At 67.2% G+C, this 23,727-nt stretch carries 18 protein-coding genes; 3 read left to right on the plus strand and 15 right to left on the minus strand.

Annotation, left to right across the window (positions count from 1 at the left end):
* Positions 1–52 precede the first annotated feature (52 nt).
* From DIR46_RS06840 to DIR46_RS06865, 6 genes are all read right to left on the minus strand, one after another.
* Positions 53–820 carry an SDR family NAD(P)-dependent oxidoreductase gene (locus tag DIR46_RS06840; protein WP_109344564.1) on the minus strand — a complete coding sequence of 256 codons (768 nt, stop codon included), beginning with the start codon at positions 818–820 and terminating at the stop codon, positions 53–55.
* Positions 821–890: 70 nt separating this feature from the next.
* Positions 891–1,883, minus strand: a complete 993-nt coding sequence (araD1, locus tag DIR46_RS06845) for an AraD1 family protein (protein ID WP_109344565.1) — start codon at positions 1,881–1,883, stop codon at positions 891–893.
* Between the two features lie 36 nt (positions 1,884–1,919).
* Positions 1,920–3,662, minus strand: a complete 1,743-nt coding sequence (locus DIR46_RS06850) for an IlvD/Edd family dehydratase (RefSeq protein WP_109344566.1) — start codon at positions 3,660–3,662, stop codon at positions 1,920–1,922.
* 196 nt (positions 3,663–3,858) lie between these two features.
* Positions 3,859–4,740, minus strand: a complete 882-nt coding sequence (locus DIR46_RS06855) for an SMP-30/gluconolactonase/LRE family protein (RefSeq protein ID WP_109344567.1) — start codon at positions 4,738–4,740, stop codon at positions 3,859–3,861.
* A complete protein-coding gene (locus DIR46_RS06860) occupies positions 4,737–5,792 on the minus strand; it encodes an aldose epimerase family protein (RefSeq protein WP_109347934.1) in 1,056 nt (351 codons plus the stop codon). The genes DIR46_RS06855 and DIR46_RS06860 overlap by 4 nt, the downstream gene beginning before the upstream one ends.
* A gap of 25 nt (positions 5,793–5,817) precedes the next feature.
* Positions 5,818–6,228, minus strand: a complete 411-nt coding sequence (locus DIR46_RS06865; RefSeq protein WP_109344568.1) for a family 43 glycosylhydrolase — start codon at positions 6,226–6,228, stop codon at positions 5,818–5,820.
* A gap of 676 nt (positions 6,229–6,904) precedes the next feature.
* Between DIR46_RS06865 and DIR46_RS06870 the strand changes: the two genes are divergently transcribed.
* Complete coding sequence (locus DIR46_RS06870; RefSeq protein ID WP_109344569.1) at positions 6,905–7,939, plus strand: porin; 1,035 nt, start codon at positions 6,905–6,907, stop codon at positions 7,937–7,939.
* Between the two features lie 269 nt (positions 7,940–8,208).
* Here DIR46_RS06870 and DIR46_RS06875 read toward each other — a convergent pair whose 3' ends face one another.
* Both DIR46_RS06875 and DIR46_RS06880 read right to left on the minus strand, forming a co-directional pair.
* The gene (locus DIR46_RS06875; RefSeq protein WP_109344570.1) at positions 8,209–9,918 is read right to left on the minus strand and encodes a methyl-accepting chemotaxis protein; all 1,710 of its coding nucleotides are present in this window, start codon (positions 9,916–9,918) and stop codon (positions 8,209–8,211) included.
* A gap of 13 nt (positions 9,919–9,931) precedes the next feature.
* Positions 9,932–10,402 carry a chemotaxis protein CheW gene (locus DIR46_RS06880; RefSeq protein ID WP_109344571.1) on the minus strand — a complete coding sequence of 157 codons (471 nt, stop codon included), beginning with the start codon at positions 10,400–10,402 and terminating at the stop codon, positions 9,932–9,934.
* Between the two features lie 251 nt (positions 10,403–10,653).
* Between DIR46_RS06880 and DIR46_RS06885 the strand changes: the two genes are divergently transcribed.
* Together DIR46_RS06885 and DIR46_RS06890 are read left to right on the plus strand one after the other, a co-directional pair.
* Complete coding sequence (locus DIR46_RS06885) at positions 10,654–11,184, plus strand: GNAT family N-acetyltransferase (protein WP_109344572.1); 531 nt, start codon at positions 10,654–10,656, stop codon at positions 11,182–11,184.
* Between the two features lie 120 nt (positions 11,185–11,304).
* Positions 11,305–13,878 (plus strand): hybrid sensor histidine kinase/response regulator, encoded by a 2,574-nt coding sequence (locus tag DIR46_RS06890; protein ID WP_229446523.1) that lies wholly within the window; start codon positions 11,305–11,307, stop codon positions 13,876–13,878.
* Here DIR46_RS06890 and DIR46_RS06895 read toward each other — a convergent pair.
* The 7 genes from DIR46_RS06895 to kdpF form a co-directional block, all read right to left on the minus strand.
* A complete protein-coding gene (locus DIR46_RS06895; RefSeq protein WP_109344574.1) occupies positions 13,868–15,502 on the minus strand; it encodes a M28 family peptidase in 1,635 nt (544 codons plus the stop codon). The genes DIR46_RS06890 and DIR46_RS06895 overlap by 11 nt on opposite strands.
* Positions 15,503–15,612: 110 nt before the next feature.
* Positions 15,613–16,308 carry a two-component system response regulator KdpE gene (gene kdpE, locus DIR46_RS06900; protein WP_109344575.1) on the minus strand — a complete coding sequence of 232 codons (696 nt, stop codon included), beginning with the start codon at positions 16,306–16,308 and terminating at the stop codon, positions 15,613–15,615.
* The gene (locus DIR46_RS06905) at positions 16,301–19,009 is read right to left on the minus strand and encodes a DUF4118 domain-containing protein (RefSeq protein ID WP_109344576.1); all 2,709 of its coding nucleotides are present in this window, start codon (positions 19,007–19,009) and stop codon (positions 16,301–16,303) included. Before DIR46_RS06905 ends, kdpE begins: the two co-directional genes overlap by 8 nt.
* A gap of 3 nt (positions 19,010–19,012) precedes the next feature.
* Positions 19,013–19,597 carry a potassium-transporting ATPase subunit KdpC gene (gene kdpC / locus DIR46_RS06910; RefSeq protein WP_109344577.1) on the minus strand — a complete coding sequence of 195 codons (585 nt, stop codon included), beginning with the start codon at positions 19,595–19,597 and terminating at the stop codon, positions 19,013–19,015.
* A 9-nt stretch (positions 19,598–19,606) separates the two neighbouring features.
* On the minus strand, positions 19,607–21,715 hold the full coding sequence (gene kdpB / locus DIR46_RS06915) for a potassium-transporting ATPase subunit KdpB (RefSeq protein ID WP_109344578.1): 2,109 nt from the start codon (positions 21,713–21,715) through the stop codon (positions 19,607–19,609).
* 1 nt (position 21,716) lies between these two features.
* Positions 21,717–23,489: a potassium-transporting ATPase subunit KdpA gene (gene kdpA, locus DIR46_RS06920; protein ID WP_109344579.1), complete on the minus strand. Its 1,773-nt coding sequence runs from the start codon at positions 23,487–23,489 to the stop codon at positions 21,717–21,719.
* A complete protein-coding gene (gene kdpF / locus DIR46_RS06925) occupies positions 23,489–23,578 on the minus strand; it encodes a K(+)-transporting ATPase subunit F (RefSeq protein WP_109344580.1) in 90 nt (29 codons plus the stop codon). Before kdpF ends, kdpA begins: the two co-directional genes overlap by 1 nt.
* Positions 23,579–23,727: the final 149 nt, after the last annotated feature.

A 23,727-nucleotide genomic window follows, 5' to 3' on the forward strand; every position in this document is an offset into this window, starting at 1 on the left:
GTAAGGGACAGACAACTACGGCGTGAATGAATCGTGCGGACGTGCGAATTGGTCAGGTCCAGCCGGCATCCACGACAAAATCCTGCGCCGTGCACATCCTGCTGTCGTCGGCGCCGAGGAACAGCACCATGCGCGCGACGTCGTCAGGCATCAGCTTGCCCGGCAGGCACTGCGCCTTCCTGATCTCGACTTCCGCCGCGGCGTCGACCCACAGATCCACCTGGCGCTGGGTCATCACCCAACCCGGCGTGACCGTATTGACGCGCACTCCGAACGGTCCCAGGTCGCGCGCCAGGCTGCGCGTGAGGCCGATCACGGCCGCCTTGGTGGTGGCGTAGACCGGATATCCGGCGCCCTTTGCATGCCACGACATCGAGCTGAAATTGATGATGGCGCCGCCGCCCTTCTTCCTCATTCCCGGCAGGACCGCCTGGCAGGTGAAGAACATCGGACGCTGGTTGATGGCGATGCGCTCGTTCCAGTAGTCGAGCGAGACGTCCTGGATGTCGTGGCGCTGGTCGTTCGCGGCATTGTTGACGAGGACGTCGAAGTCGCCCAGCTGCGCGGCCAGTTCCGCCATCGTGCGCTGCAGCGCCGGGATGTCGGTGATGTCGCAATGGCGGTAGACCGGCGCATGCGTCCCCGCATCCGCCAGCCGCGCGCACAGGGCCTCGCTGGCCTGACGCGCGATGTCGACGAAGGCGACCACCGCACCCTGCTCCACGAAGGCCTGAACGATCGCTTCGCCGATGCCGGTGCCGCCTCCCGTCACGAATACCCGCTTGTCCCGCAGGCTGGGGTAGTTCCCCATTTGTTCCATGCTTGTCTCCATCTTTACCCATTCTGCCGAGGCCTCTGCGGGCCTCGCATCTGCAGACCTGCCTACGGCATCATAAGCGCCTGACCTTCACATACGGGGCGTCATGCACGGCCAGGCGATTGCGCAGGGCCGGGCCAAAGGCCGGCGCTTCGACCTCGAAGATCTCGCCTGCCTTGACCTGGACGCCATCGGCAAAGCTCAGGGTCGCTGTACCGAAAAAATGCACGTGCACGTCGCCGGCGCGCTTGAACAGGCCATATTTGAAATGGTGGTATTCGAGGTTTTCCAGCGTGTGCGACATATTCTGCTCGCCGCTGACGAAGGCCTTCTCCCAGCGCACCTGGCCGTCCAGGCCGATGACGCGCGACACGCCCTCCACGTGGGCCGGCAGCTCGCCGACCAGCAGCGCGGGGCCGACACCGCAGTTGCGCAGCTTGGAATGCGCCAGGTAGAGGTAGTTCTGGCGTTCGGTGACGTGGTCCGAGAACTCGTTGCCGATCGCATAGCCCAGGCGGTAGGGCTGGCCGGCGTCGCCGATCAGGTACAGGCCGGCGATCTCCGGCTCCTCGCCGCCGTCGAGCGAGAAGGCCGGCATGTCGAGGTCCTGGCCGCTGCCACGCACGATCGAGCCGTCGCCCTTGTAGAACCATTCCGGCTGCACACCGGGCGTGCCCGGCGCCGGCTTGCCGCCTTCGACGCCCAGGCGGAACATCTTCATGCTGTCGCTCAGGGCCTCGATGTCGCCGCCGATCTTCTTGTGCATGCTGTCGCGCGTGTCGGCGCTGCCCAGGTGGGTCAGGCCGGTGCCGGTGACGTAGCAATGGGCAGGGTCGGGATGGTCGACCGGGGGCAGGATGCGACCGGCCCGGGCGAGGTCGTCGTAGTCGACGCGGCCGGCGCCGGCCGCCGCATCGGCGAGTGCGGCCAGCCCCTTGCCTTGCGCGATCGCGGCGCGCGCCAGTTCCAGCGTGGTGGCGTAACCGTCGAGGACGCGGATGGTGGCGTCGTTCAGGATGCCGACGCGGCGTTCATTCGATTCGTTCAGAAATTGGACGAGCAGCATGGTTCGGGCCTCCTCTGTTTTATGGTTCCCATCGACTCAGTGGGAATGCTTCGGCACCGCCGACCCGCGACAGCCCACCAGAAAGTCGAAGTCGCACCCCTCATCGGCCTGCATCACGTGGTCCAGGTACAGCCGCTGGTAACCGCCATGCTGCACGGGCGCGGCTTTCCCGGCCCGATCCGCCAGCCGCGCGCGGATCTGTTCATCGCTCAGTTCCACATTGAGCAGGCCGGCATGGCAGTCGAGCTGGATCATGTCGCCGTCCTGCACGATGCCCAGCGGGCCGCCGGCCATCGCTTCCGGCGCCACGTGCAGCACCACGGTGCCGTAGGCGGTGCCGCTCATGCGCGCGTCCGAGATGCGCACCATGTCGGTGATGCCCTTGGCCAGCAGCTTGGGCGGCAGGCCCATATTGCCCACTTCAGCCATGCCCGGATAGCCCTTCGGCCCGCAGTTCTTCATCAACAGCACGCAGTTCTCGTCCACGTCCAGGTCGGGATCGAGGATCCGCGCCTTGTAGTGGTCGAAGTCCTCGAACACCACCGCGCGGCCGCGGTGCCGCATCAGGTGCGGCGACGCCGCCGACGGTTTGAGCACCGCGCCGCGCGGCGCCAGGTTTCCGCGCAGGATGCAGATGCCGCCGTCCGCGATCAGCGGATTGTCCAGCTGGCGCACCACCTCGTCGTTGTAGATCGGCGCGTCAAAGCAGTTTTCCCACAGCGACTTGCCGTTGACGGTCAATGCGTCCCGGTTCGGAATCAGGCCGCCCTCGCCCAGGCGCCGGATCACCGCCGGCAGGCCGCCGGCGTAATAGAACTCTTCCATCAGGTAGCGGCCCGACGGCAGCAGGTCCACCACGGTCGGGGTGCCCTTGCCGATGCGGGTCCAGTCCTCGAGTTCGAGCGGCACGCCGACGCGGCCGGCGATCGCCTTCAGGTGGATCACGGCATTGGTCGAACCGCCGATCGCCGCATTCACGCGGATCGCATTCTCGAAGTTCTCGCGCTTGAGGATCCTGGAGATGCGCAGGTCTTCGTGCACCATCTCGACGATGCGGATGCCCGACATATGGGCCAGCACGTAGCGCCGCGCATCGACGGCGGGGATCGCCGCGTTGTGCGGCAGCGAGGTGCCCAGCGCCTCGGCCATGCAGGCCATCGTGGATGCCGTGCCCATGGTGTTGCAGGTGCCGGCCGAACGCGAGTGCCCCGCTTCGGCCGACAGGAATTCGTGCATCGTGATGGCGCCGGCCTTGGCCTGCTCGTGCAGCTGCCAGACGGCGGTGCCGGAACCGATGTCCTTGCCGTTCAGTTTACCGTTGAGCATCGGGCCGCCGGTGACGACGATGGTGGGCAGGTCGACGCTGGCCGCCCCCATCAGCAGGGCCGGCGTGGTCTTGTCGCAGCCGACCAGCAGCACCACGGCGTCCATCGGATTGCCGCGGATGGACTCCTCGACGTCCATCGACGCCAGGTTACGGGTCAGCATGGCGGTCGGACGCAGGTTCGATTCGCCGTTCGAGAACACGGGGAATTCGACCGGGAAGCCGCCGGCTTCCAGGATGCCGCGCTTGACGTGTTCGGCCAGCTTGCGGAAATGGGCGTTGCAGGGAGTGAGTTCGGACCAGGTATTGCAGATGCCGATGATCGGTTTACCCTGGAATTCGTGGTCGGGAATGCCCTGGTTCTTCATCCAGCTGCGGTACATGAAACCGTTCTTGTCTTGCGTGCCGAACCACGCCGCCGAGCGCAACGGCGTCTTTTTCTGTTCCCCGGACATGCAGTTCTCCTGTCTGTTCTTGGCTGGGCGAGGCGTCGAGCCCGGGCCCATGTCTCTTTGATGACTGAGAGCCATGGTAAAGACCAGCCAGATAACTTTCCAATCACATTTTTGGCGACATCGATACCGTTTTTAGTATCGACATACGCCTTGGATCGGCAGGAAATGGGGCGGCGCCGGCCGCCCAACGTGCGGGTCAGCGGTGGAGAAAGCGTGCTTCGGGCAGGCCGCGCACGTCCATCGGCTGGTGGAATAGCGCGCCCGACAGCGGCGCCGCCTCCCGGTCGGACGCCGTCATGCCCACGTGGGCGCTAGTGACGAACAAGGTCGATAGATCCGGCCCGCCGAACGCCGGGCAGCTCGGCTGCGGCGCGGCCAGCGGGATCACCCGATCGAGCCTGCCGCTCGGTGCGAAGCGCATCACCTGCCCCGCGCCCCAGCGCGTGCTCCACAGATAGCCCTCGGCATCGACCGTGGAGCCATCCGGTTCGCCCGGCGCGGCATCCGCCGCCACGAAGGTATGCACCCGCCCGACTTCGGCGCTGCAGGGGTTGTAGTCGGCGTACAGGATGGCCTTCTCTTGCGAGTCGGCGAAATACATGCGGCGGCCGTCGGGGCTGAAGCAGATGCTGTTGGCGATCGCTGCATGGGGCAGCGGCAGCGACTCGAGCGACAGGTCGAGGTTGAGGCGATAGAAGCCGCCCACCGCGCGTTTCGGATTCTCGTCCTGGTTGAACATGCCGAACACGAAGCGTCCCTGGCGGTCGCAGCGACCGTCGTTCAGGCGGGTCGACGGATTATCCGCTTCGACGTCGACGATGCGCGTGACCTTGCCGGTCGAGAAAGTAAAGAAGGCCAGGCCGGACGCAAGCCCCAGCAGCAGGCGGTCATCGCTGCCTGTGAGCGCGAAGCTGCACAGGCGCTCCGGCATGCGCCAGGAGACGGTGCGCCCGCTGCACGGCGAATGCGACCACAGGGTGGCGGCCGGGATGTCGGTCCACAGCAGCCGGCCCGTGCGTTCGCACCACAGCACGCATTCGCCGAGCTCGTGCCCGGCGTCCAGCAGCGCGTCCATCATGCGCCCGGCTCCACCAGGAAACGGAAGCGCGACTCGGTCTGGTACACCTGCCCCGGACGCAGGATCGCGTTCGGGAATTGCGGCTGGTTCGGCGAATCCGGGAAGTGCTGCGGCTCCAGGCAAAAGCCGCTGCGGTACTGGTAGGTCCTGCCCTTGCCAGCGAGCGAGCCGTCGAGGAAGTTACCGCTGTAGAACTGGACGCCCGGCTCCTCGGTCCACAATTCCAGCACGCGCCCCGAGCCCGGATCGTACGCGCGCGCCGCCCGGCTCAAGGCCTTGTCCCGCGGCTTGTTGAGCACGAAGTTATGGTCGTAGCCGCCGCCATGGCGCAGCTGCTTGTCCGCCTGGCCGATACGCTCGCCGATCGGACGCGGCGTGCGGAAGTCGAATGGCGTGCCCGTCACCGGCGTCAGTTCGCCGGTCGGGATCGATTCGGCATCGATGGCCACGAAAGTGTCGGCCTCGATGCTCAGGACGTGGCCGAGGATGTCGCCGTCGCCGGCCAGGTTGAAATAGCTGTGCTGGGTCAGGTTGACGGGCGTCGCCTTGTCGGTGACGGCGTGGAAGGACACGACCAGCTCGTTATCGTCGTTGAGCGTGTAGGTGACGGTCGCATCGAGGTTGCCTGGATAGCCCATCTCGCCATCGACGCTGCGATACTGCAGGCGCAGGCTGGCACCGATGACCGTGGCCTCCCATTTGACGCGGTCGAAGCCATCCGGCCCGCCATGCAGGTGGTTGCTGCCGTTATTGACCGGCAGTTTCACTTCATGTCCGTCGAGCGTGAAGCGTCCATGCCGGATGCGGTTGCCGTAGCGGCCGATCAGCGCGCCAATATACGGGCTGTCCGTCCTGTAGGGCTCAAGCGAACCGAAACCCAGTACCACGTCGGCGAAGTTGCCGTCGCGGTCGGGCGCATGCAGCTCGGTGATGACGCCGCCATAGTCGATGATCTTCGCCACCATGCCGTTGGCATTGGTCAGCGTGAACTGGGTGATGGCCCTGCCGTCGGGCAGCTGGCCGAATGGCGCTTGCGTGATACCGGTTTGCACGTTGTTCGAATCCTCAATCGACACATCAATAAGTGGAAGGACGGCCGGACACCGGCATGCCCTGTTCGTCCCGGCGCGACGGCTTCACGAAGGTGTGGCGGTCCGAAAAGACCAGCATGACGGTGTCGTCGCCTTCGGCATGGGTGAAGCTGTCGTGGCCCGGGGCATCGACGCCGTGATCGTAGCACGTGCGCAGAACGGGCTGCGCCGACTTGGTCCACGATCCTGGGCCGGGAAGGCCGGCATGCGCGACGGCCCACAGCAGGTCCATCGCGTGATTGTGGTCGGTGGCGCTGGCCGAGTAGCTGATGAAGATCCTGCCCTTGCGGCGCAACACCGATGGTCGCTCGTCGACGCGCAAGCCGACCGTCTCGCAGCCGTGTTCAGGCTTGCCGGGCAGGACCGGCTTGCCCTCGATCTGCCATCGCGTCTTCATCGGCGCGGTGCGGAGGCGGTATCCACCTGGCCCATGAATTCCCACTCCCCTTCCAGCATCTCTCCCTTCCGTCGCTATATGCCGGTATCCGGCTGTATCTATGTGCTGCCCGATAATGATGGTAGGCGGCGCATCGAGAACGTTCCAATCAATTTTTCTGGCGCTTCGATACCAATTTAGGTATCGAGACTGCTGTCAAGCCCCAGCGGCGACATGGCGCCAGCCTGACCGACGGCGATGCACTACTGCGGTGCAAAAAAACGCATATGCATAGTGCAATGACAAATAGGTGAACCGCCAGTTTGTGTTCGGCAATAGCCGGGCGCCGTGTCCTGACAGGGATCCCCGGCTGCGTCTTCCCGTATCCCGGAACACGTGTAGTCGCACCGTTATTGCGCACTGCAGCAGGGGTCAAGAGCGAATATGTGGCGTTATTGCAACGCAATAAGTTAACTTTAGGCAACAAATTGTAAGTATCGCCCTCCCCTTTGCACCTTCCCCGGAAACCCCGCCGATACAGGGTTCTCCTATGAAAACGCTGTCACACAAGGACGATCCGCGCTTGTCAATTGGGGGTTTCGACCCCGTTCCGATTGGGCGCGGACCGATGACAAATGTCCGTCTGGCATGTCATCATGAATAGGCTATTTCACAAACAAACACTGGAGAGACATCCATGAAGCACAAAATTCTTGCCATCGCCCTCGTGTCGGCACTGCCGCTGGTCGCCCAAGCACAAACCAGCGTCACCATGTACGGCATGATCGACGCCTCGATCGGCGTCGAAAACACCGATGCGCCAGGCGAAAGCAGCCGTACCGTCGTGTCGTCGGGCACCCAGTCGGCAAGCCGTCTCGGCTTCCGCGGTACTGAAGACCTGGGCAATGGCCTGAAAGCACTGTTCAACATCGAAGCCGCTGTTGCCGCCGACACCGGCGCGACCAACTCGCGTCTGTTCGACCGCCGCGCCGTGGTCGGCCTGCAAGGCGCCTTCGGTACCGTGACCGTCGGCCGTGAATACGGCCCGATCGCTGCCGTCGCCAGCGCTTCGGACACCCTGGGCCAGGGCTTCTACGGCTCGAACCTGGTTGCATTCAGCGCTAACCGCCTGACCCGCCGCCTGGACAACTCGGTCAACTACCAGAGCAACGCCCTGAACGGCTTCACCCTGCGCGCAGCCTACGGCGCAGGCGAGCGTAACGAGACCGCGACGCAAGACACCGGCGACATCACCGGCGTGTCGCTGGAATACGCGAACGCAGGCTTCTACGTCGGCGCCGCCTACCAGAACAAGGAAGACCTGCCATCGGGCGACAGCAAGGAATACGGCGTCGGCCTGGGCTACAAGTTCGGCGACTTCGAAGTCCGCGGCGGCTACCTGGCTTCGGATCCGGAACTGGCTGGCGGCATCAACAACAAGTACGAGCAGATGAACGCCGGTGTGTCGTACGGCTTCGGCGCCAACCGCGTCTACCTGAACTACCAGCAGCAAGAGCAGGAAATCGGCGATGCCGAAGGCAAGGCAATCACCCTGGCCTACACCTACACCCTGTCGAAGCGCACCAACGTGTACGCTTCGTACGCCAAGCTGCGCAACAACAGCACCGGCGTGTTCTCGCTGGCCGGCTCGGGCAGCCCGATCGCCATGCCTGCAACCGCCTTCGGTTCGGACCCACAGGTCTACAACATCGGCGTGCGTCACTCGTTCTAAGCGACACCGCATCAAGCCGGGTGCTCGCCACCCGGCGCGGGTTGCAAAGAAAGATGCAAACAAGAACGGCAAGCCTTGCGGCTTGCCGTTCTTGTTTGGTCGTTCGGTTTTCTCACAACGCCTTCTCCGCAGCAAGCTCCGGCGCAAACAAATTCAGGTGATAGCTGCAAAAGTCGGCACCTGGAAGGATAGCGAATTCTTCGTGGATCGACATCCACGGTCGAAAAAAAGGCAGGCCGCGGCCTGCCTCGATGGTCACGCCCGGCGGTTCAGAATTCTTCCCAATCGCCCGCGTTCGCCATCGCTGTCGATCGCGCCGCAGCCGGGCGCACGACCGGCCTGGGCTTGTTCGCCGCCAGCACCGGACGCACCGGCGGCGCCACCCGCGCCGGCGCCACATCCACCGAAGCGGTCGATGCCGCCAGCATCTGCTCGCCATCGATCCGGAACACCGCCACCGCCTGCGCCAGCCGGGTCGACTGCTCGCGCAGCGCCGCCGCCGCTGCCGCCGCTTCCTCGACCAGGGCCGCGTTCTGCTGGGTGCCCTCGTCCATCTGCGCCACCGCCACGTTGATCTGCTCGATGCCCTCGGTCTGCTCCAGGCTGGCCGAGCTGATCTCGCTCATGATGTCGGTCACCCGGCGCACGCTGTCGACGATCTCCACCATCGTGGCGCCGGCTTCGGCCACCAGCCGGCTGCCGTCGGCCACCTTGCCGCTCGAGTCGCCGATGAGACCCTTGATCTCCTTGGCCGCCGCCGCCGAGCGCTGGGCAAGGTTGCGCACCTCGCTCGCCACCACGGCGAAGCCGCGGCCCTGCTCGCCGGCGCGCGCCGCTTCCACCGCCGCATTCAGCGCCAGGATATTGGTCTGGAAGGCGATGCCGTCGATGACCCCGATGATGTCGTTGATCTTGCTCGAGGATGCATTGATCGCGTCCATGGTGCCCACCACCTGCGCGATCACGGCGCCGCCGCGGGCCGCCACGTTCGATGCGGCGTCGGCCAGCACATTGGCCTGGCGCGCATTGTCGGCGTTCTGGCGCACGGTCGAGGTCAGCTCTTCCATCGAGGATGCCGCTTCTTCCAGCGCCGAGGCCTGCTGCTCGGTGCGGCTCGACAGGTCCTGGCTGCCGACCGCCACCTGGCCGGCCGCCACCGCGATGGTGTCGGTCCCCACGCGCACGGTGCCGACGGTGCGCGCCAGGCTCTCGTTCATGGTCTTGAGGGCCTGCAGCAGCTGGCCGGTCTCGTCGCGGCTGGTGACCTCGATGCGGCTGGTGAGGTCGCCGGCGGCAACGGTGTTGGCCACTTCCAGCGCACGGCCCAGGGGCTGTGTGATGGAACGGGTGATCCGCCATGCCACCAGTGCCGCCAGCCCCAGGGCGCCGCCGCCCAGGCCCCACATCAGCATGCTGGTGCTGCGATAGGTGGCTGCGGCCTCGAGCGCCGCCTGGCTGGCGATCTCGTTCTGCAGCGCGATCTGTTCGCCGGTCGCCTGCTTGAGTCGCCGCAACAGGGGACGCAGCTCTTCCGACAGCATTGCGTGCGCCGCCTCCGTCTCGCCGGCGGCGATGTGCTTGATCATCGCATCCTGGCCCGTCTTGTACAGCGCGGCTTCCTTGCTCATCTGTTCGAGCAGCGCGACCGCTTTCGGGTTGGCCAGCGCATCCTTCATCTGGACCAGGATATCGTCGATCGCCTTACGCGACGTCATGATGGCATCGACCTGGCGCGCATGGTCTGCCGCGTCGCTGCTCAGCAGCATATTGCGCAGCGCGATCGCGATGTCGTTGACCTCGGCCTGCACCCTGTTGGTCAGCTCGATGCGCGGCATCCGTCCGTTGACGATCTCATTGGTGCCGGCATTGATCCGGCCCAGCATCGCGTTACTCATCACGATCATCAGCACCAGCATGGCGCAGATCACGCCATAGCCCAGGGCGAGCCGTTTTCCGATATTCAGGTTTGCGAGTTTCATGGTGGTTTCTCTCTCAGGCAGCGCGTGGCAGCGCGGCCACCAGTCCGAGCTCGTCGGACTGCATCAGTTTGTCGATATCGAGCAGGATCAGCATCCGCTCGTCCACGGTGCCCAGGCCGAGCAGGCAGTTGCCGTCCAGCGTGGCCTGCATCTCGGGGGCGGGCCGGACCTGGTCCGGGCTCAAGGTCACCACGTCCGAAACGCTGTCGACCACCATGCCGATCACGTGATGCTCGATGTTCAGGATGATCACCACGGTGAAGGCGTCATACGCCGCCTCGCCGATGCCGAACTTCAGGCGCATGTCGACGATCGGAACGATGGCGCCGCGCAGGTTGATGATGCCCTTCAGATAGTCGGGCGCGCTGGCCAGGCGGGTCGGCGTTTCGTAGCCGCGGATCTCCTGCACTTTAAGGATGCTGATTGCATACTCTTCCTTTCCGAGGCGGAAAGACAGCACCTGGTTTTCATCGTTTGCTTCCATCGTGTTCCCCTTTTCCAGCTTGACCGGATTGTTTGAATTTCCAACAGGAAATACAGTACAAGCGGCACTTCTCGCTGTCGATGGACAACTGTCAAGAAATGTAAATTTTTCTGGTTTTTCGAGTAAAGTATGGCGCCAGTGCAACGGGTTTGACCCGCATGTCCATGTCGGCCGACGATCATTGGCACACATTATGCTTAGGAAATAACAGTCCGCCGTGCCGGCGCCCTCCACCCAACCAGGAGCCCTCTATGATCATCCGCCGACTCGCACCACGCGCCATCGCCGAATTCAGGCCGCAGCTGGCCACGCTGCTGCTCGACGCCGTCGCCGATGGCCATTCGCTGGGCTTTCTCAACGGACTCGACCAGGAACTGCTGGACGCCTACTGGCAGGGAGTGACGGACGAGGTCGGCGCGGGACGGCGCGTGCTGCTGGTGGCCGAGCGCGGCGGCGCGATCGTCGGCAGCGCCCAGCTCGATCTGTGCATGAAAGCCAACGGCGCCAACCGCGCCGAGGTGCAGAAGGTGCTGGTGCATTGCACCGAGCGCCGCCGGGGCATCGGCACCGCCCTGATGCAGGCGCTCGAAATCGAGGCGCTGGTGCTGCGCCGCGGCCTGCTGTTCCTCGATACGGCGGCCGGGTCCGAGGCCGAGCAGCTGTACCGCAAGAACGGCTACCAGCGGGTCGGCGAGCTGCCCGAGTACGCCTGCACCCCGAACGGGCGCTGGCACGCGACGGCGATCTATTACAAGACGCTGTTTACCCGGGTCCGTTCCTGATCCGCGGCGTCCGCGCAACCGTCCCGTCCAGCGTGGCGTTTGCCACACGCCGCCGTGCCGCGGGTGTGCGCCGGGACGATTGCGCGTAGAATCGCCGGTTCGAACATTCCGGAAAGCAATGTGACTGGCGCCTCCTCCACGATGACCCGCAGGCCGCTGCGGGCCTACCTGCTCTGGCTCGTCCTGGCGACCTTGTTGCCGGGCATGGTAGGCGCGTCGCTATTGTTTATCGACCAATACCGCAAGAGCCGCGCCCAGTACGAACGCAACACCATGCAGACGGTGCGCGCGCTGGTGCACACGGTGGACAGCAAGCTGCTGCAGGCGCAGGCGATCGCCCAGACGCTCTCCACCTTCGACGCGCTGCAGAGCGCCGATTTCGCGCACGCGCACCGCCAGGCGCGCGAAGCCATGCTTCTGGCCGGCCGCGATATGAGCGCCGTCCTGCGCGACCGCAGCGGACAGCAGATCTTCAACACCAGCCGCCCTTACGGTGCCAACCTCCCGATCGAACCCACCCGGCAGCTGGAATCCGTATTCGCCAGCGGCAAGCCCTCGGTCTCGAACGTGTTCACCAGCGCGGTGCTCAAGCGTCCCACGGTCAGCCTCGACGTCCCGGTGCTGGTCGACGGCCGCGTCGCTTACGTGCTGAGCGTCGGGGTGCGGCCCGGCTACTTCGACGACATGCTGTCGCCGAAGGCGGTGGCGGACGGCGCGCGCGCCTCGGTGATCGACGCCGCCGGCATCATCTTCGCGCGCAACCTCAGCCCCGAGCTGTTCGTCGGCAAGCGCGTCACCGATCCGCTGTACCGCGCCCTTCAAAATGCGCGCGAAGGGATCGTGCCCTCGGTTTCGCAGGAAGGCACGACCCTCCTGACCTTCTATTCGCGCTCGCGCACCACCGGCTGGCACGTGGCGATCGGCGTGCCGCGCGCGAACCTGAACCAGACCCTGTTCGAGCCGCTGGCGGCGCTCCTGACCGGCGTCACCCTGCTGTTCGCGATCGGCCTGTGGCTGGCCTGGCAGATCGGCGGCCGGCTGGCCAGTTCGGTCCAGGGCCTCACCGCGCCGGCGGTGGCCCTGGGCAAGGGAGAAGATCCGCCGCGCTTCAACCAGACCTACGTCAGGGAGACCGCCGAAGTGGCCGAGGCGATCGGCGCCGCATCGCGCCTGCTGGGCCAGCGCGCCCAGGCGCTGGCGGTCAAGGAAGCCGAGCTGCGCGACGCGCATCGCATGGCGCGCTTCGGCACCTGGCACCTCACGCTGGCTACCGGCGCGGTCGAGACTTCCGAATCGGTGCCTTATATCTACGGGCGCGAGCTATTGCCCCATGCGCAGCAGCGCGGCACCCTGCTGACCGAGGAGTCGTGGGAAAAGGTTGACGCCCTGCTGCGCGAACTGGCGCGCGACGGCGGCACCGGCCGCCTGCAGCTGCAGGTGCTGCACGGCGAAGGCCACCGCATCTGGATCGACATGCACTGCGAAGCGGTGCACGACGCCGAGGGCCGCGTGACGGCGGTGCGCGGCACCATCCAGGACGTCACCGACCGCGTCAACGCCGAGGAAGGATTGCGCGAGGCCGACCGCCGCAAGAACGAATTCCTGGCCATGCTGGCGCACGAGCTGAGAAACCCGCTGGCGCCGATCGCCTCCGGCGCCCAGTTGCTGGGCCAGGACAATCTCGATCCGGCGCGCACGCGCCAGATCAGCGGCATCATCGCGCGCCAGGCGCGTCACATGGCGGGCCTGGTCGACGACCTGCTGGACGTGTCGCGCGTGACGCGCGGCCTGGTGGCCCTGTCCAAGGACCGCATCGACATCAACGAAGTGGTGCGGGAAGCGCTGGAACAGGTGGGCGAACCGCTGCGCCAGAAGCGCCACCATCTGCAGACGGAACTGCTGCCGGCGCCGGCCTGGGTGATGGGCGACCGCAAGCGCCTGGTGCAGGTGGTCGGCAACCTGCTGCACAACGCGGTCAAGTTCACGCAGGCGGCAGGCGAGCTGAAAGTCGCGCTCGAACTCGACGAGAAGACCGTGCGCATCGTGGTGGCCGACAACGGCATCGGCATGCTGCCGGACGAGCTGGAACGCGCTTTCGAGATGTTCGTGCAGGGCGAGCGCACGCCGGACCGCACCCAGGGCGGCCTGGGCATCGGGCTGGCGCTGGTGCGCAGCCTGGTCCAGCTGCACAGCGGCAGCGTGGCGGTGCAGAGTCCCGGCCAGGGCCAGGGCAGCACCTTCACGGTGACACTGCCGCGCTGCGCCGAGCGCAGGACGGGGGCGCCCGGCGCCGGGTTCGACGCGGCGACGGCGACGTCGGCGCCCGCCCTGAAGGTGATGGTGGTGGACGACAACGTCGACGCGGCCCAGGTGCTGGCGATGTACGTCGGCGCCGCCGGCCACGAAGTCGCGGTCGAGCACGACCCGTTCGCGGCGCTGGCGCGCGCCGAGGCGTTCGCGCCCGACGCCTGCCTGCTCGACATCGGCCTGCCCGGCATGGACGGCCACGAACTGGCGCGCCGCCTGCGCGCGCTGCCGGCCACCTCAGGGGCGCTGCTGGTGGCTGTCACCGGCTACGGCCAGGCCCAGGACCGCGAGGCCAGCCGCAACGCCGGCTTCGACCATCACCTGGTGAAGCCGGTCGACATGGGCGAGCTGGAACGGATCCTGGCGGCGGCCAAGATCAGCGCTTGACGCTGCCGAAGGCTTCGCCCTTCTTCCAGGTCGGCATGGTCGGCGCGTTGGCGACGGCGTAGCCGAGGTTGAGCGTGAACTGGGCCTGCTGCACCATGCCCGACAGATCCCATTCCGAACGGTATTCGTCGCTGACCTGGTGGTAGTGTTCCTTGAAGCCCTTGATGTTGGCGCTCGACTCGTGCTGGTGCTGCTCGAACTCGAAGTGGCCGTCGCCCGAGAACACGGCCGAACCGACGTTGAAGGCCGGGACGCCAGCCTTCGCGAAGGCGAAGTGGTCGGCGCGGAAGTAGGCGCCCGACAGGTCGGGAACGGCCGGCGCGATCTTGAGGCCCATCGATTTCGCCACCTGCCGCGAGGTTTCGTACAGCGAGCTGCGCTCGGCGCCGGCCACGCCGATGTCCCTGGTGCGGCCCACGAAGTTCAGGCTGTCCAGGTTCAGGTCGGCGGCGGTCTGCGCCAGCGGCCACACCGGCTTGGCGACATAGGCGGCGGCGCCCAGCAAGCCCTGCTCTTCGGCCGCCGGCCACAGGAAGATCTGGGTGCGCCTGGCCGGCTTCTTGACGGCTTCGGCCGCCATCGCCAGCAACGCGGCAGTGCCCGAGGCGTTGTCGATCGCGCCGTTGTAGATGCGGTCGGCCTTCGGGTCGTCGCCGGGTTTCGCTTCGGCGATGCCCATGTGATCCCAGTGCGAGGAGTAGACCACGGCCTGTTCCTTCAGCTTCGGGTCGCTGCCGGGCACGATGCCGACCACGTTGAACTGTTCCACCGGGCGGATGGTCGAGCGCAGCGCGACCTTGGCAGCCACCTTGAGGTCGACCGGGCGGAAATCGCGCCGCTCGGCCTGGGCGCGCAGCCCGTCGAGGTCGTGGCCGCCGGCGGCGAACAGTTCGCGCGCGGTGTCTTCGTGCAGCCAGCCTTCCATCTGATTGCCGTTGCCCTTGAGGCTGAAGCGCTCGTTGCCGAAGCCGTTGGCCGGCACGCTCCACGGGTAGGAGGCCGACCGCGTGGTATGGATCAGGAGCACGCCGGCGGCGCCGCGGCGCGCGGCTTCCTCGAATTTATAGATCCAGCGGCCGTACCAGGTGTAGGCCTTGCCGGCGAAGCGGTTCGGTTCTTCCGCGGTGGGCTGTGGATCGTCGACCATCATGACCAGGATCTTGCCCTTGGCGTCCAGGCCCTTGTAGTCGTCCCATTTCTCCTCTGGCGCGGCGGCGCCATAGCCGACGAAGACCAGCGGCGCGTCGAAGGCCACGTTCTCCTTGCCGCTCCTGGTGCCCATCACGATGCCCTTGCCGAGTTCCGGCCTGATGGTCTTGCCGCCGGCAGTGAAGGTGGCGCTCCCCTCGACCAGCTTGCTGCCCTCGATCTCGACCTTCTGGCGATAGCCGCCACCGGGAATCTGCTTCAGCCCGATCAGGGCGGCCTGGGTCTCGAGATAGCGCACGGTCAGGTCGCCGCCGCGCTGGCCGGTGCCGCGGCCTTCGAGCAGGTCATCGGCCAGGAACGACAGGTGCGCGCGCAGCGCGGTTTCGGAGATGGCGGACGGCTGCTGGGCATACGCTGCCTGTGACAGGGTGAGGACGACGGCGCTGGCGGCCAGGGCAAGGGGATGAAGACGCATCGATGTTCCGTGACGGTGTGGTGAAAAAGACCATCTTAAACCAATAGCGCTCCATCCTGTCGGTCACCTGCAATGACGCTTGGAGGAAGCGCCGGGCAGGCTTCATGCGCTCACTGCCCCAGCCACAGCCGGTAGCCGACGCCGGTTTCGGTCAGCAGGTGGCGCGGCTGGGTCGGATCGGCTTCGAGCTTGTGGCGCAGGTGGCCCATATAGATGCGCAGGTAGTGGCCGCTTTCCGCATGCCCCGGTCCCCATACGGCGCGCAGCAGTTGGGGATTGGTCATCACTCGGCCCGCATTGGCGGCCAGCACCGACAGCAGGCGGTACTCGGTCGGCGTCAGGTGCACATGTTCTCCGTTGCGGGTGACCGCGCGCGCCTGCGGGTCGACGGTCACGTCGCCGAAATGGATTGCGCCGTCGCCGCCGGCGCCGCCCTGGCGCTGGCGGCGCAAGGTGGCGCGCACGCGCGCCAGCAGTTCGCCGGTGCCGAAGGGCTTGGTCAGATAGTCGTCGGCGCCGGCGTCGAGCGCGCGGATCTTTTCGCCCTCTGCCACCCGCGCCGACAGAACGATGATGGGCACCGTCGACCACTTGCGCACGTCCTGGATGAAGTCGATGCCGTCGCCATCGGGCAGGCCGAGGTCCAGCACCACCAGGTCGGGCCGGCGCGTGCCGGCGTCGATCAGGCCCCGCCCCATGCTCACCGACTCGTGCACCTGCCAGCCTTCTTGCTCGAGGGCGGCGCGCACGAAGCGGCGGATGTGCGGTTCGTCCTCGACCAGCAAGGCGCAGGGGGCATCAGTCATTGTCTCTTTCCATCGAAAGCATGTCAAAGGCAGGCGGCGTGCCGGCCGGCAGCGAGAACACGAAACCGGCGCCGCCCAGCGGCGAATCGCAGGCCCGGATCGCGCCGCCATGCGCCTCCACGATCGCGCGGCAGATCGCCAGGCCCAGCCCCACACCCGGCAAGGCTGATTCGCGTTCGCCGCGCGTGAACTTCTCGAAGATCGCTTCTTCGCTGCCCGGGCGCAGGCCCGGACCGTCGTCGCAGACGGTGACGTCGATCCAGGCGCCGCGCCGGCTTGCCGCGATCTCGATGCGGGAGCCGCTTGGCGTGTATTTTGCGGCATTCTCGACCAGGTTGCACAGCACGCGCTCGATCAGCACCGCATCGAAGCGCACGAGCGGCAGATCCTGCTGCAGGCGCACCGTGACCGCATGATTGCGCAAGGCCGCGCCGCAGGCGCGCAGCGCGCTGCCGACGACTTCTTCCAGCGCCTGCCATTCCAGATTGAGGTGCACTTCGCCGCTCTCGATGCGCGCCATGTCGAGCAGGTTGGCGACCAGGGTACCCATGCGCACCGCCTCGTCGTGCAGCGACTGCGCAAGGGCGCGCGGCGCCTCCGGCAATGCCTCGCCGCGCAGCAGCGACTCCGACAGCCCGACCAGCGCCGTGAGCGGCGTGCGCAGGTCGTGCGACAGCGCCGCCAGCAGCGAATTGCGCAGGCGTTCGGATGCCATGCTCACCAGCGCCGCCTGGGCCACCTCGACGTAGTGCACGCGCTCGAGCGCGATCGCGGCCAGCGCCGCCAGCGCGTCGAGCTGGCGGCGCTGCTCGGGCGCCAGCACCCAGCGCCCGCCTTCCGGCGCGATCGCCAGCACGCCGCGGGTGCGCATCGGCGCCACCAGCGGCAGGTAGAACGAGGCGCTGGCCGGCAGGGTGTCGGTGCCCAGGCCCGCCGGCTGCGCATGGTCGAAGGCCCATTGCGCCACGCCCGGATCGACGTCGGGTGGCAGCGGCGCGGCGGGACCGCCATCGTCCGCCGGCGGCATGCCGAGCCGCCCTTCTGCATCCGGCACCAGCAGGGTGGCGTGGGCGCCGAAGGCGTTGTGGATCACGGCGCGGCTCGATTCGAACACCTGCGAGGCCGCCAGCACGCCGGACAGTTCGCGCGCGAACTCGTACAGCGCGCGCACCCGCCGTTCGCGCTCGCCGGCGGCGCGCGCCTGGAAGCGCAGGCCGGCCGTCAGGTGCCCGGTGATCAGCCCGACCGCGAGCATCACGCCGAACGTGACCACGTACTGGAAATCCGACACCGCGAAGGTGAAGCGCGGCGGCACGTAGAAGAAATCGAAGCAGGCCACGCCGACACAGGTCGCGGTCACCGACGGCGCGCGGCCGAAGCGCATCGCCACCAGCAGCACCACCAGCAGGAACAGCATGGCGATGTTGACCAGATCGAAACGGACGCTCAGGGGCGCTGCAAGCAACGCCGCCAGCAGGCTGGCGCCACCGGCCCAGGCGTGCGAGGACAGCGGCTGCCGCTCCGACGGTGCACGCCCCGTGGCTGCGGCCGGCGGAGGCGCCACCGCCGGCTGGCCGATCTCGACCAGGTCGACGCCGGGCGCCTGGCGCGCCAGGCGGCGCGCGGTGCGGCGGCGCCAGGGCCAGCGTGAACGTGAACGGCCCAGCGCGATGCGCGACAGGTTGTGGTCGCGCGCGTAGTCGAGCGTGACGGCGGCGACGTCGTCTCCCGACAGCACGGCGGTGGCGGCGCCCAGGCTGTCCGCCAGCGCGAGCGTGTCCATGACGCGCTCGCGCACGGCGTCCGGCAGCCGGGCCAGGCGCGGCGTCTCGACGTACACCGCATGCCAACCGGCGCCGAGCTGGGACGCCATGCGCGCACCGCTCCTGACCACATGCTCGGCAAGCGGTCCCGGCCCGACGCACACCAGCAAGCCGGCGCCGGTCTTCCAGATGGCATCGATCGACTGCTGCTCGCGCCAGGCGCGCACGTCGCCCTCGACCCGGTCGGCGGTGCGGCGCAGCGCCAGCTCGCGCAGCGCGATCAGGTTGCCCTTCCTGAAAAAATTGCCCGCCGCGCGCTCGGCCTGCTGCGGCTGATAGACCTTGCCCTCCTTCAGGCGCGCCAGCAGCGCGTCGGCCGGCAGGTCGACCATGATCACCTCATGGGCAGCGTCGAACACCCGGTCCGGCACCGTCTCGATCACGCGGATGCCGGCGATGCCACCGACCACGTCGTTCAGGCTCTCGAGGTGCTGGACGTTGACCGTGGTGAGCACGTCGATGCCGGCGTCCAGCAGTTCCTCGACGTCCTGCCAGCGCTTGGGATGGCGCGAGCCGGGCGCGTTGGAATGCGCCAGCTCGTCGACCAGGATGATGCCGGGCGTGCGTTCGAGCGCGGCGTCGAGGTCGAACTCGTCGAGCTGCCGGCCGCGGTGGTCGATGCGGCGCCGCGGCAGCAGCTCGAGGCCGTCGAGCAGGCGCGCCGTCTCCGCACGGCCGTGGGTCTCGATCACGCCGACCAGCGGCGCTTTTCCTTCTGCCTGCAACTTGCGCGCTTCCTGGAGCATGGCGTAGGTCTTGCCGACGCCGGCCGAGGCGCCGAAATAGATGCGCAGGCGGCCGCGCGCGGCACGCCGCTCGTCCTCGCGCATCTGGGCGAGCAAGGCATCGGGATCGGGTCGCTGTTGGTCGTGCGGCATGGTTCAGCGAGTATGCCCGCTTTCGGCGTCCAAGGCCATGTTCAGGGCCAGCACATTGACGCGCGCCTCTCCCAACAGGCCCAGGAAAGGCCGCTCGCTGTGCTTTTCGACCAGGGCCCCGACCCGCTCCACCGGCAGCTGGCGCGCACGCGCCACCCGCGCCGCCTGGTAGCGCGCGGCGGCCACGCTGATCTCGGGATCGAGGCCGCTGGCCGAGCTGGTGACCAGGTCGACCGGCACCGGCGCCGTGTTGCCCGGATCGAGCGCGCGCAGCGCAGCGATGCGGCCCTTGACGGCTTCCTGCAGGGCAGGATTGAGCGGCCCCTGGTTCGAGCCGCCCGAGCCGCCACCGTTATTGGCCATCGGCGCGGTGGCCGAGGGGCGGCCCCAGAAATAGCCGGGAGAGCTGAACGACTGGCCGATCAGGCGCGAGCCGACCACCTGGCCGTCCATCTCGACCAGGGTGCCATTGGCCTGGGCCGGAAACGCGGCCCGGGCCACGCCGGTGACCAGGAGCGGATACAGCACGCCGCAGGCCAGGGTAAGCGCCGCGAACAGCACCAGCGCGGGGCGAAGAATCGATTGCATGACAACTCCTTACGTCAGGTTGAAGGCGGCGAGCGCCAGGTCGATCAGCTTGATGCCGGCGAACGGCAGCAGCAGGCCGCCCAGGCCGTACACCAGCATGTTCCGGCGCAGCAGCGCGGCCGCGCCGATCGCGCGGTAGCGCACGCCGCGCAGCGCCAGCGGAATCAGGAACACGATGATCAGGGCGTTGAAGATCACGGCCGACATGATCGCGGACGCCGGGCTGGCCAGGTCCATGACGTTGAGCGCGTCCAGGCTCGGATAGGTGGCCACGAACATGGCCGGCACGATCGCGAAATACTTGGCGATGTCGTTCGAGATCGAGAAGGTGGTCAGTGCGCCGCGCGTCATCAGCATCTGCTTGCCGATCTCGACGATCTCGAGCAGCTTGGTCGGGTTCGAATCCAGGTCGACCATATTGCCGGCCTCCTTCGCCGCCTGGGTGCCCGAGTTCATCGCCACCGCGACGTCGGCCTGGGCCAGCGCCGGCGCGTCGTTGGTGCCGTCGCCGGTCATCGCCACCAGCTTGCCTTCGGCCTGGTAGCGCCGGATCAGGGCCAGTTTTTCTTCCGGCGTGGCTTCGGCGATGAAGTCGTCGACGCCCGCCTCGGCCGCAATCGCGGCTGCAGTCAGTTTATTATCGCCGGTGACCATCACGGTCTTGACGCCCATGCGGCGCAGCTCGGCGAAGCGCTCGCGGATGCCGCCCTTGACCACGTCCTTGAGTTCGACCACGCCCATCACGCGCGTCCCGTCGGCCACCACCAGCGGCGTGCTGCCGCGGCGCGAGGCTTCGTCGACGCTGCGCTCGACGTCGCCCGGCCAGGCGGCGCCCATGGACTCGATATGCCGACGAATGGCCGAGGCGGCGCCCTTGCGAATGTGACGCTCCCCCAGATCGACGCCGCTCATGCGGGTCTGCGCCGTGAACGGCACGAACACGGCGCCCATGGCTTCCATCGCGCGCTCGCGGATATTGAAGCGGTTCTTGGCCAGCACCACGATGCTGCGGCCTTCCGGCGTCTCGTCCGCCAGCGAGGCCAGTTGCGCCACGTCGGCCAGTTCTTCCTCGCTCACGCCCGGCGCCGGCAGGAAGGCGGCGGCCTGGCGGTTGCCGAAGGTGATGGTGCCGGTCTTGTCGAGCAGGAGCACGTCGACGTCGCCGGCCGCTTCCACCGCGCGGCCCGAGGTCGCGATCACGTTGGCCTGCAACATGCGGCTCATGCCGGCCACGCCGATCGCCGACAGCAGGCCGCCGATGGTGGTCGGGATCAGGCACACCAGCAGCGCCACCAGCGCGGTGATGGTCACCGCCTGGCCGCTGCCCTGGGCGTTCACCGCGAAGATCGAGAACGGCAGCAGGGTCACGGTCACCACCAGGAACACGATGGTCAGGGCCACCAGCAGGATCGTCAGGGCGATCTCGTTCGGCGTCTTCTTGCGCGCCGCGCCTTCGACCATGCCGATCATGCGGTCGAGGAAAGTCTCGCCCGGGTTGGCCGAGACGCGCACCACCAGCCAGTCGGACAGCACGCGGGTGCCGCCGGTGACGGCGCAGAAGTCGCCGCCCGATTCGCGGATCACGGGCGCCGATTCGCCGGTGATCGCGCTCTCGTCGACCGAAGCCACGCCATCGACCACTTCGCCGTCCACGGGGATCGTGTCGCCCGCCTCGACCAGGAAGAACATCCCCTTGCGCAGGTCGCTGGAGGCGCAGGCCTGCCAGGGCGATCCGTGCTTCGGGGTGGACAGCTGCTTGGCGGTCACGGTCTGGCGCAGGCTGCGCAGCGAGGCGGCTTGCGCCTTGCTGCGCCCCTCGGCCAGCGCCTCGGCGAAGTTCGCGAACAGCACCGTGAACCACAGCCAGACGGCGGTGGCCAGGATGAAGCCGGCTGGCGCCTGCTCCTGCCCATTGCCCTGCCCGGCCAGCGCCTGGAACCAGAGCAGGGTCGTGATGATACTGCCGATGTAGACCACGAACATCACGGGGCTGCGCAGCTGGGTGCGCGGATGCAGTTTGCGCACCGAATCGATCATCGCCGGCCAGACCAGCGTGGAATCGAACAGGCTCAAGGAGCCGCGTGGCGCCTGGACGGGGTTTTGGGATATCTGTTCCATATCATTCTCCAAACAGCTGAAGGTGTTCGACCACCGGGCCCAGCGCCAGGGCCGGGACGTAGTTGAGGACACCGACCAGCACGACGACGGCGGCCAGCATGCCGACGAACATGGGGCCATGGGTAGGCAAGGTGCCGGGAGTGGCGGGCAGGCGCTGGCGTCCGGCCAGCGAGCCGGCGATCGCCAGCACCGGCACGATCACCGCGAAGCGGCCGAACCACATCGCCACGCCCAGCAGCGTGTTATAGAAGGGCGTGTTGGCGGACAGGCCGGCGAACGCGCTGCCATTGTTGTTGGCGGCGGACGTGAGCGCATACAGGATCTCGGAGAAGCCATGGGCGCCCGGATTGGCCACGCCGGCGGCCCCCGATGCCGCTGTCACCGCCAATGCGGTGCCCAGCAGGACCAGGCAGGGCGTGACCAGGATGACCAGCGCGGCCATCTTCATCTCGTAGGCCTGGATCTTCTTGCCCAGGTACTCCGGCGTGCGGCCGATCATCAGGCCGGCGATGAACACCGCCAGGATCGCGAACACCAGCATGCCGTACAGGCCCGAGCCGACGCCGCCGAAGATCACCTCGCCGAACTGCATCAGCACCATCGGCACCATGCCGCCCAGCGGCATGAAGGAATCGTGCATGGCGTTGACCGCGCCGCACGACGCGGCGGTGGTGATGACCGCGAACAGGCTCGAGGCGGCGATGCCGAAGCGGGTTTCCTTGCCTTCCATATTGCCGCCCGCCTGCAGGCTGCTGGCCGCCTGGTCGACGCCCAGCGGGGTCAGGAGCGGATTGGCCTGCTGCTCGGCGGCGAAGGCGGCCACCGCCGCGATGACGAACAGCAGCGTCATCGTTCCCAGCACCGCCCAGCCCTGGCGGATGTCGCCGACCATGTGGCCGAAGGCGAAGCACAAGGCGGTCGGGATCAGGAGGATGGCGATCATCTGTGCGAAGTTGGTCAGCGCATTCGGGTTTTCGAACGGGTGCGCGGAGTTGGCGTTGAAGTAGCCGCCGCCGTTCGTGCCCAGCAGCTTGATCGCTTCCTGCGAAGCGACGGGGCCCATCGGGATGACCTGGGTCTCAACGCGTGTCTCGACCTGCGCGCCGCCGTCCGTGGCCGGCATGGTGTAGGTAACGGGCTCCAGCAGGCGCGCCTCGGCATGCGCCGACAGGCTCTGCACCACGCCCTGCCCGGCCAGGAACACGGCCAGGATCACCGACAGCGGCAGCAGCACGTACAGGGTCGAACGGGTCAGGTCGACCCAGAAGTTGCCGATCGAAGCGCTTGATCTCGCAGCGAAGCCGCGGATCAGCGCGAACACGACGGCCATGCCGGTGGCGGCCGAGAAGAAGTTCTGGCCGGCCAGGCCCAGCATCTGGGTCAGGATGCTCATGGTCTGCTCGCCGCTATAGCCCTGCCAGTTGGTGTTGGCGACGAAGCTGATGGCGGTGTTCAAGCTCGAGTCCGGGCTGACGTTGGCCATGCCTTCGGGGTTGAGCGGCAGCCAGGCCTGGAGGCGCTGCAGCGCGTAGACGAACAGCGCGCCGACGGTGTTGAAGGCGATCAGCGCCAGCGCGTAGGCTTTCCAGTTTTGGGCGGCCGAGGCGGCCGGGCCGGCGAGGCGGTACAGCGCGCGCTCGATGCCGGCGGCCCAGCCGAGGCCGGGCACTGGGCCATCGGCGGCGACGCGCGCGATGAAGCGCCCCAGCGGCCAGGCGAGCAGGAGCAGCGCCAGCAGGAAGGCGGCGAGGAGCATGATGAATTCGGCGGTCATCAGAATTCCTCCGGCTTGAACAGGGCCACCAGCAGGTAGACCAGCAGCGCGCAAGCGGCCAGGCCGCCGATCACGTAGGAGAGATTCATGGCTTGCCTCCCGCTTGTGCGCAACCGGCCACCAGCAGGCAGGTCAGGCGGACGAAGATGAGGAGCGCGCCGATATAGATGAGATCCATGGACGTTCGCTTTCAGCGTTGTTGTTGTATGGTCGAGCGTAACGGCGCCGCCCTAAAAAC

Source organism: Massilia oculi, assembly GCF_003143515.1.
In the GTDB taxonomy this organism is placed as follows: domain Bacteria; phylum Pseudomonadota; class Gammaproteobacteria; order Burkholderiales; family Burkholderiaceae_D; genus Telluria; species Telluria oculi.

Coding starts and splice junctions, on each gene's coding strand:
- DIR46_RS06840 (WP_109344564.1), bottom strand. CDS start 820: ATGGAACAAATGGGGAACTACCCCAGCCTGCGGGACAAGCGGGTATTC.
- araD1 (WP_109344565.1), bottom strand. CDS start 1,883: ATGCTGCTCGTCCAATTTCTGAACGAATCGAATGAACGCCGCGTCGGC.
- DIR46_RS06850 (WP_109344566.1), bottom strand. CDS start 3,662: ATGTCCGGGGAACAGAAAAAGACGCCGTTGCGCTCGGCGGCGTGGTTC.
- DIR46_RS06855 (WP_109344567.1), bottom strand. CDS start 4,740: ATGATGGACGCGCTGCTGGACGCCGGGCACGAGCTCGGCGAATGCGTG.
- DIR46_RS06865 (WP_109344568.1), bottom strand. CDS start 6,228: ATGAAGACGCGATGGCAGATCGAGGGCAAGCCGGTCCTGCCCGGCAAG.
- DIR46_RS06870 (WP_109344569.1), top strand. CDS start 6,905: ATGAAGCACAAAATTCTTGCCATCGCCCTCGTGTCGGCACTGCCGCTG.
- DIR46_RS06875 (WP_109344570.1), bottom strand. CDS start 9,918: ATGAAACTCGCAAACCTGAATATCGGAAAACGGCTCGCCCTGGGCTAT.
- DIR46_RS06880 (WP_109344571.1), bottom strand. CDS start 10,402: ATGGAAGCAAACGATGAAAACCAGGTGCTGTCTTTCCGCCTCGGAAAG.
- DIR46_RS06885 (WP_109344572.1), top strand. CDS start 10,654: ATGATCATCCGCCGACTCGCACCACGCGCCATCGCCGAATTCAGGCCG.
- DIR46_RS06895 (WP_109344574.1), bottom strand. CDS start 15,502: ATGCGTCTTCATCCCCTTGCCCTGGCCGCCAGCGCCGTCGTCCTCACC.
- kdpE (WP_109344575.1), bottom strand. CDS start 16,308: ATGACTGATGCCCCCTGCGCCTTGCTGGTCGAGGACGAACCGCACATC.
- DIR46_RS06905 (WP_109344576.1), bottom strand. CDS start 19,009: ATGCCGCACGACCAACAGCGACCCGATCCCGATGCCTTGCTCGCCCAG.
- kdpC (WP_109344577.1), bottom strand. CDS start 19,597: ATGCAATCGATTCTTCGCCCCGCGCTGGTGCTGTTCGCGGCGCTTACC.
- kdpB (WP_109344578.1), bottom strand. CDS start 21,715: ATGGAACAGATATCCCAAAACCCCGTCCAGGCGCCACGCGGCTCCTTG.
- kdpA (WP_109344579.1), bottom strand. CDS start 23,489: ATGACCGCCGAATTCATCATGCTCCTCGCCGCCTTCCTGCTGGCGCTG.
- kdpF (WP_109344580.1), bottom strand. CDS start 23,578: ATGAATCTCTCCTACGTGATCGGCGGCCTGGCCGCTTGCGCGCTGCTG.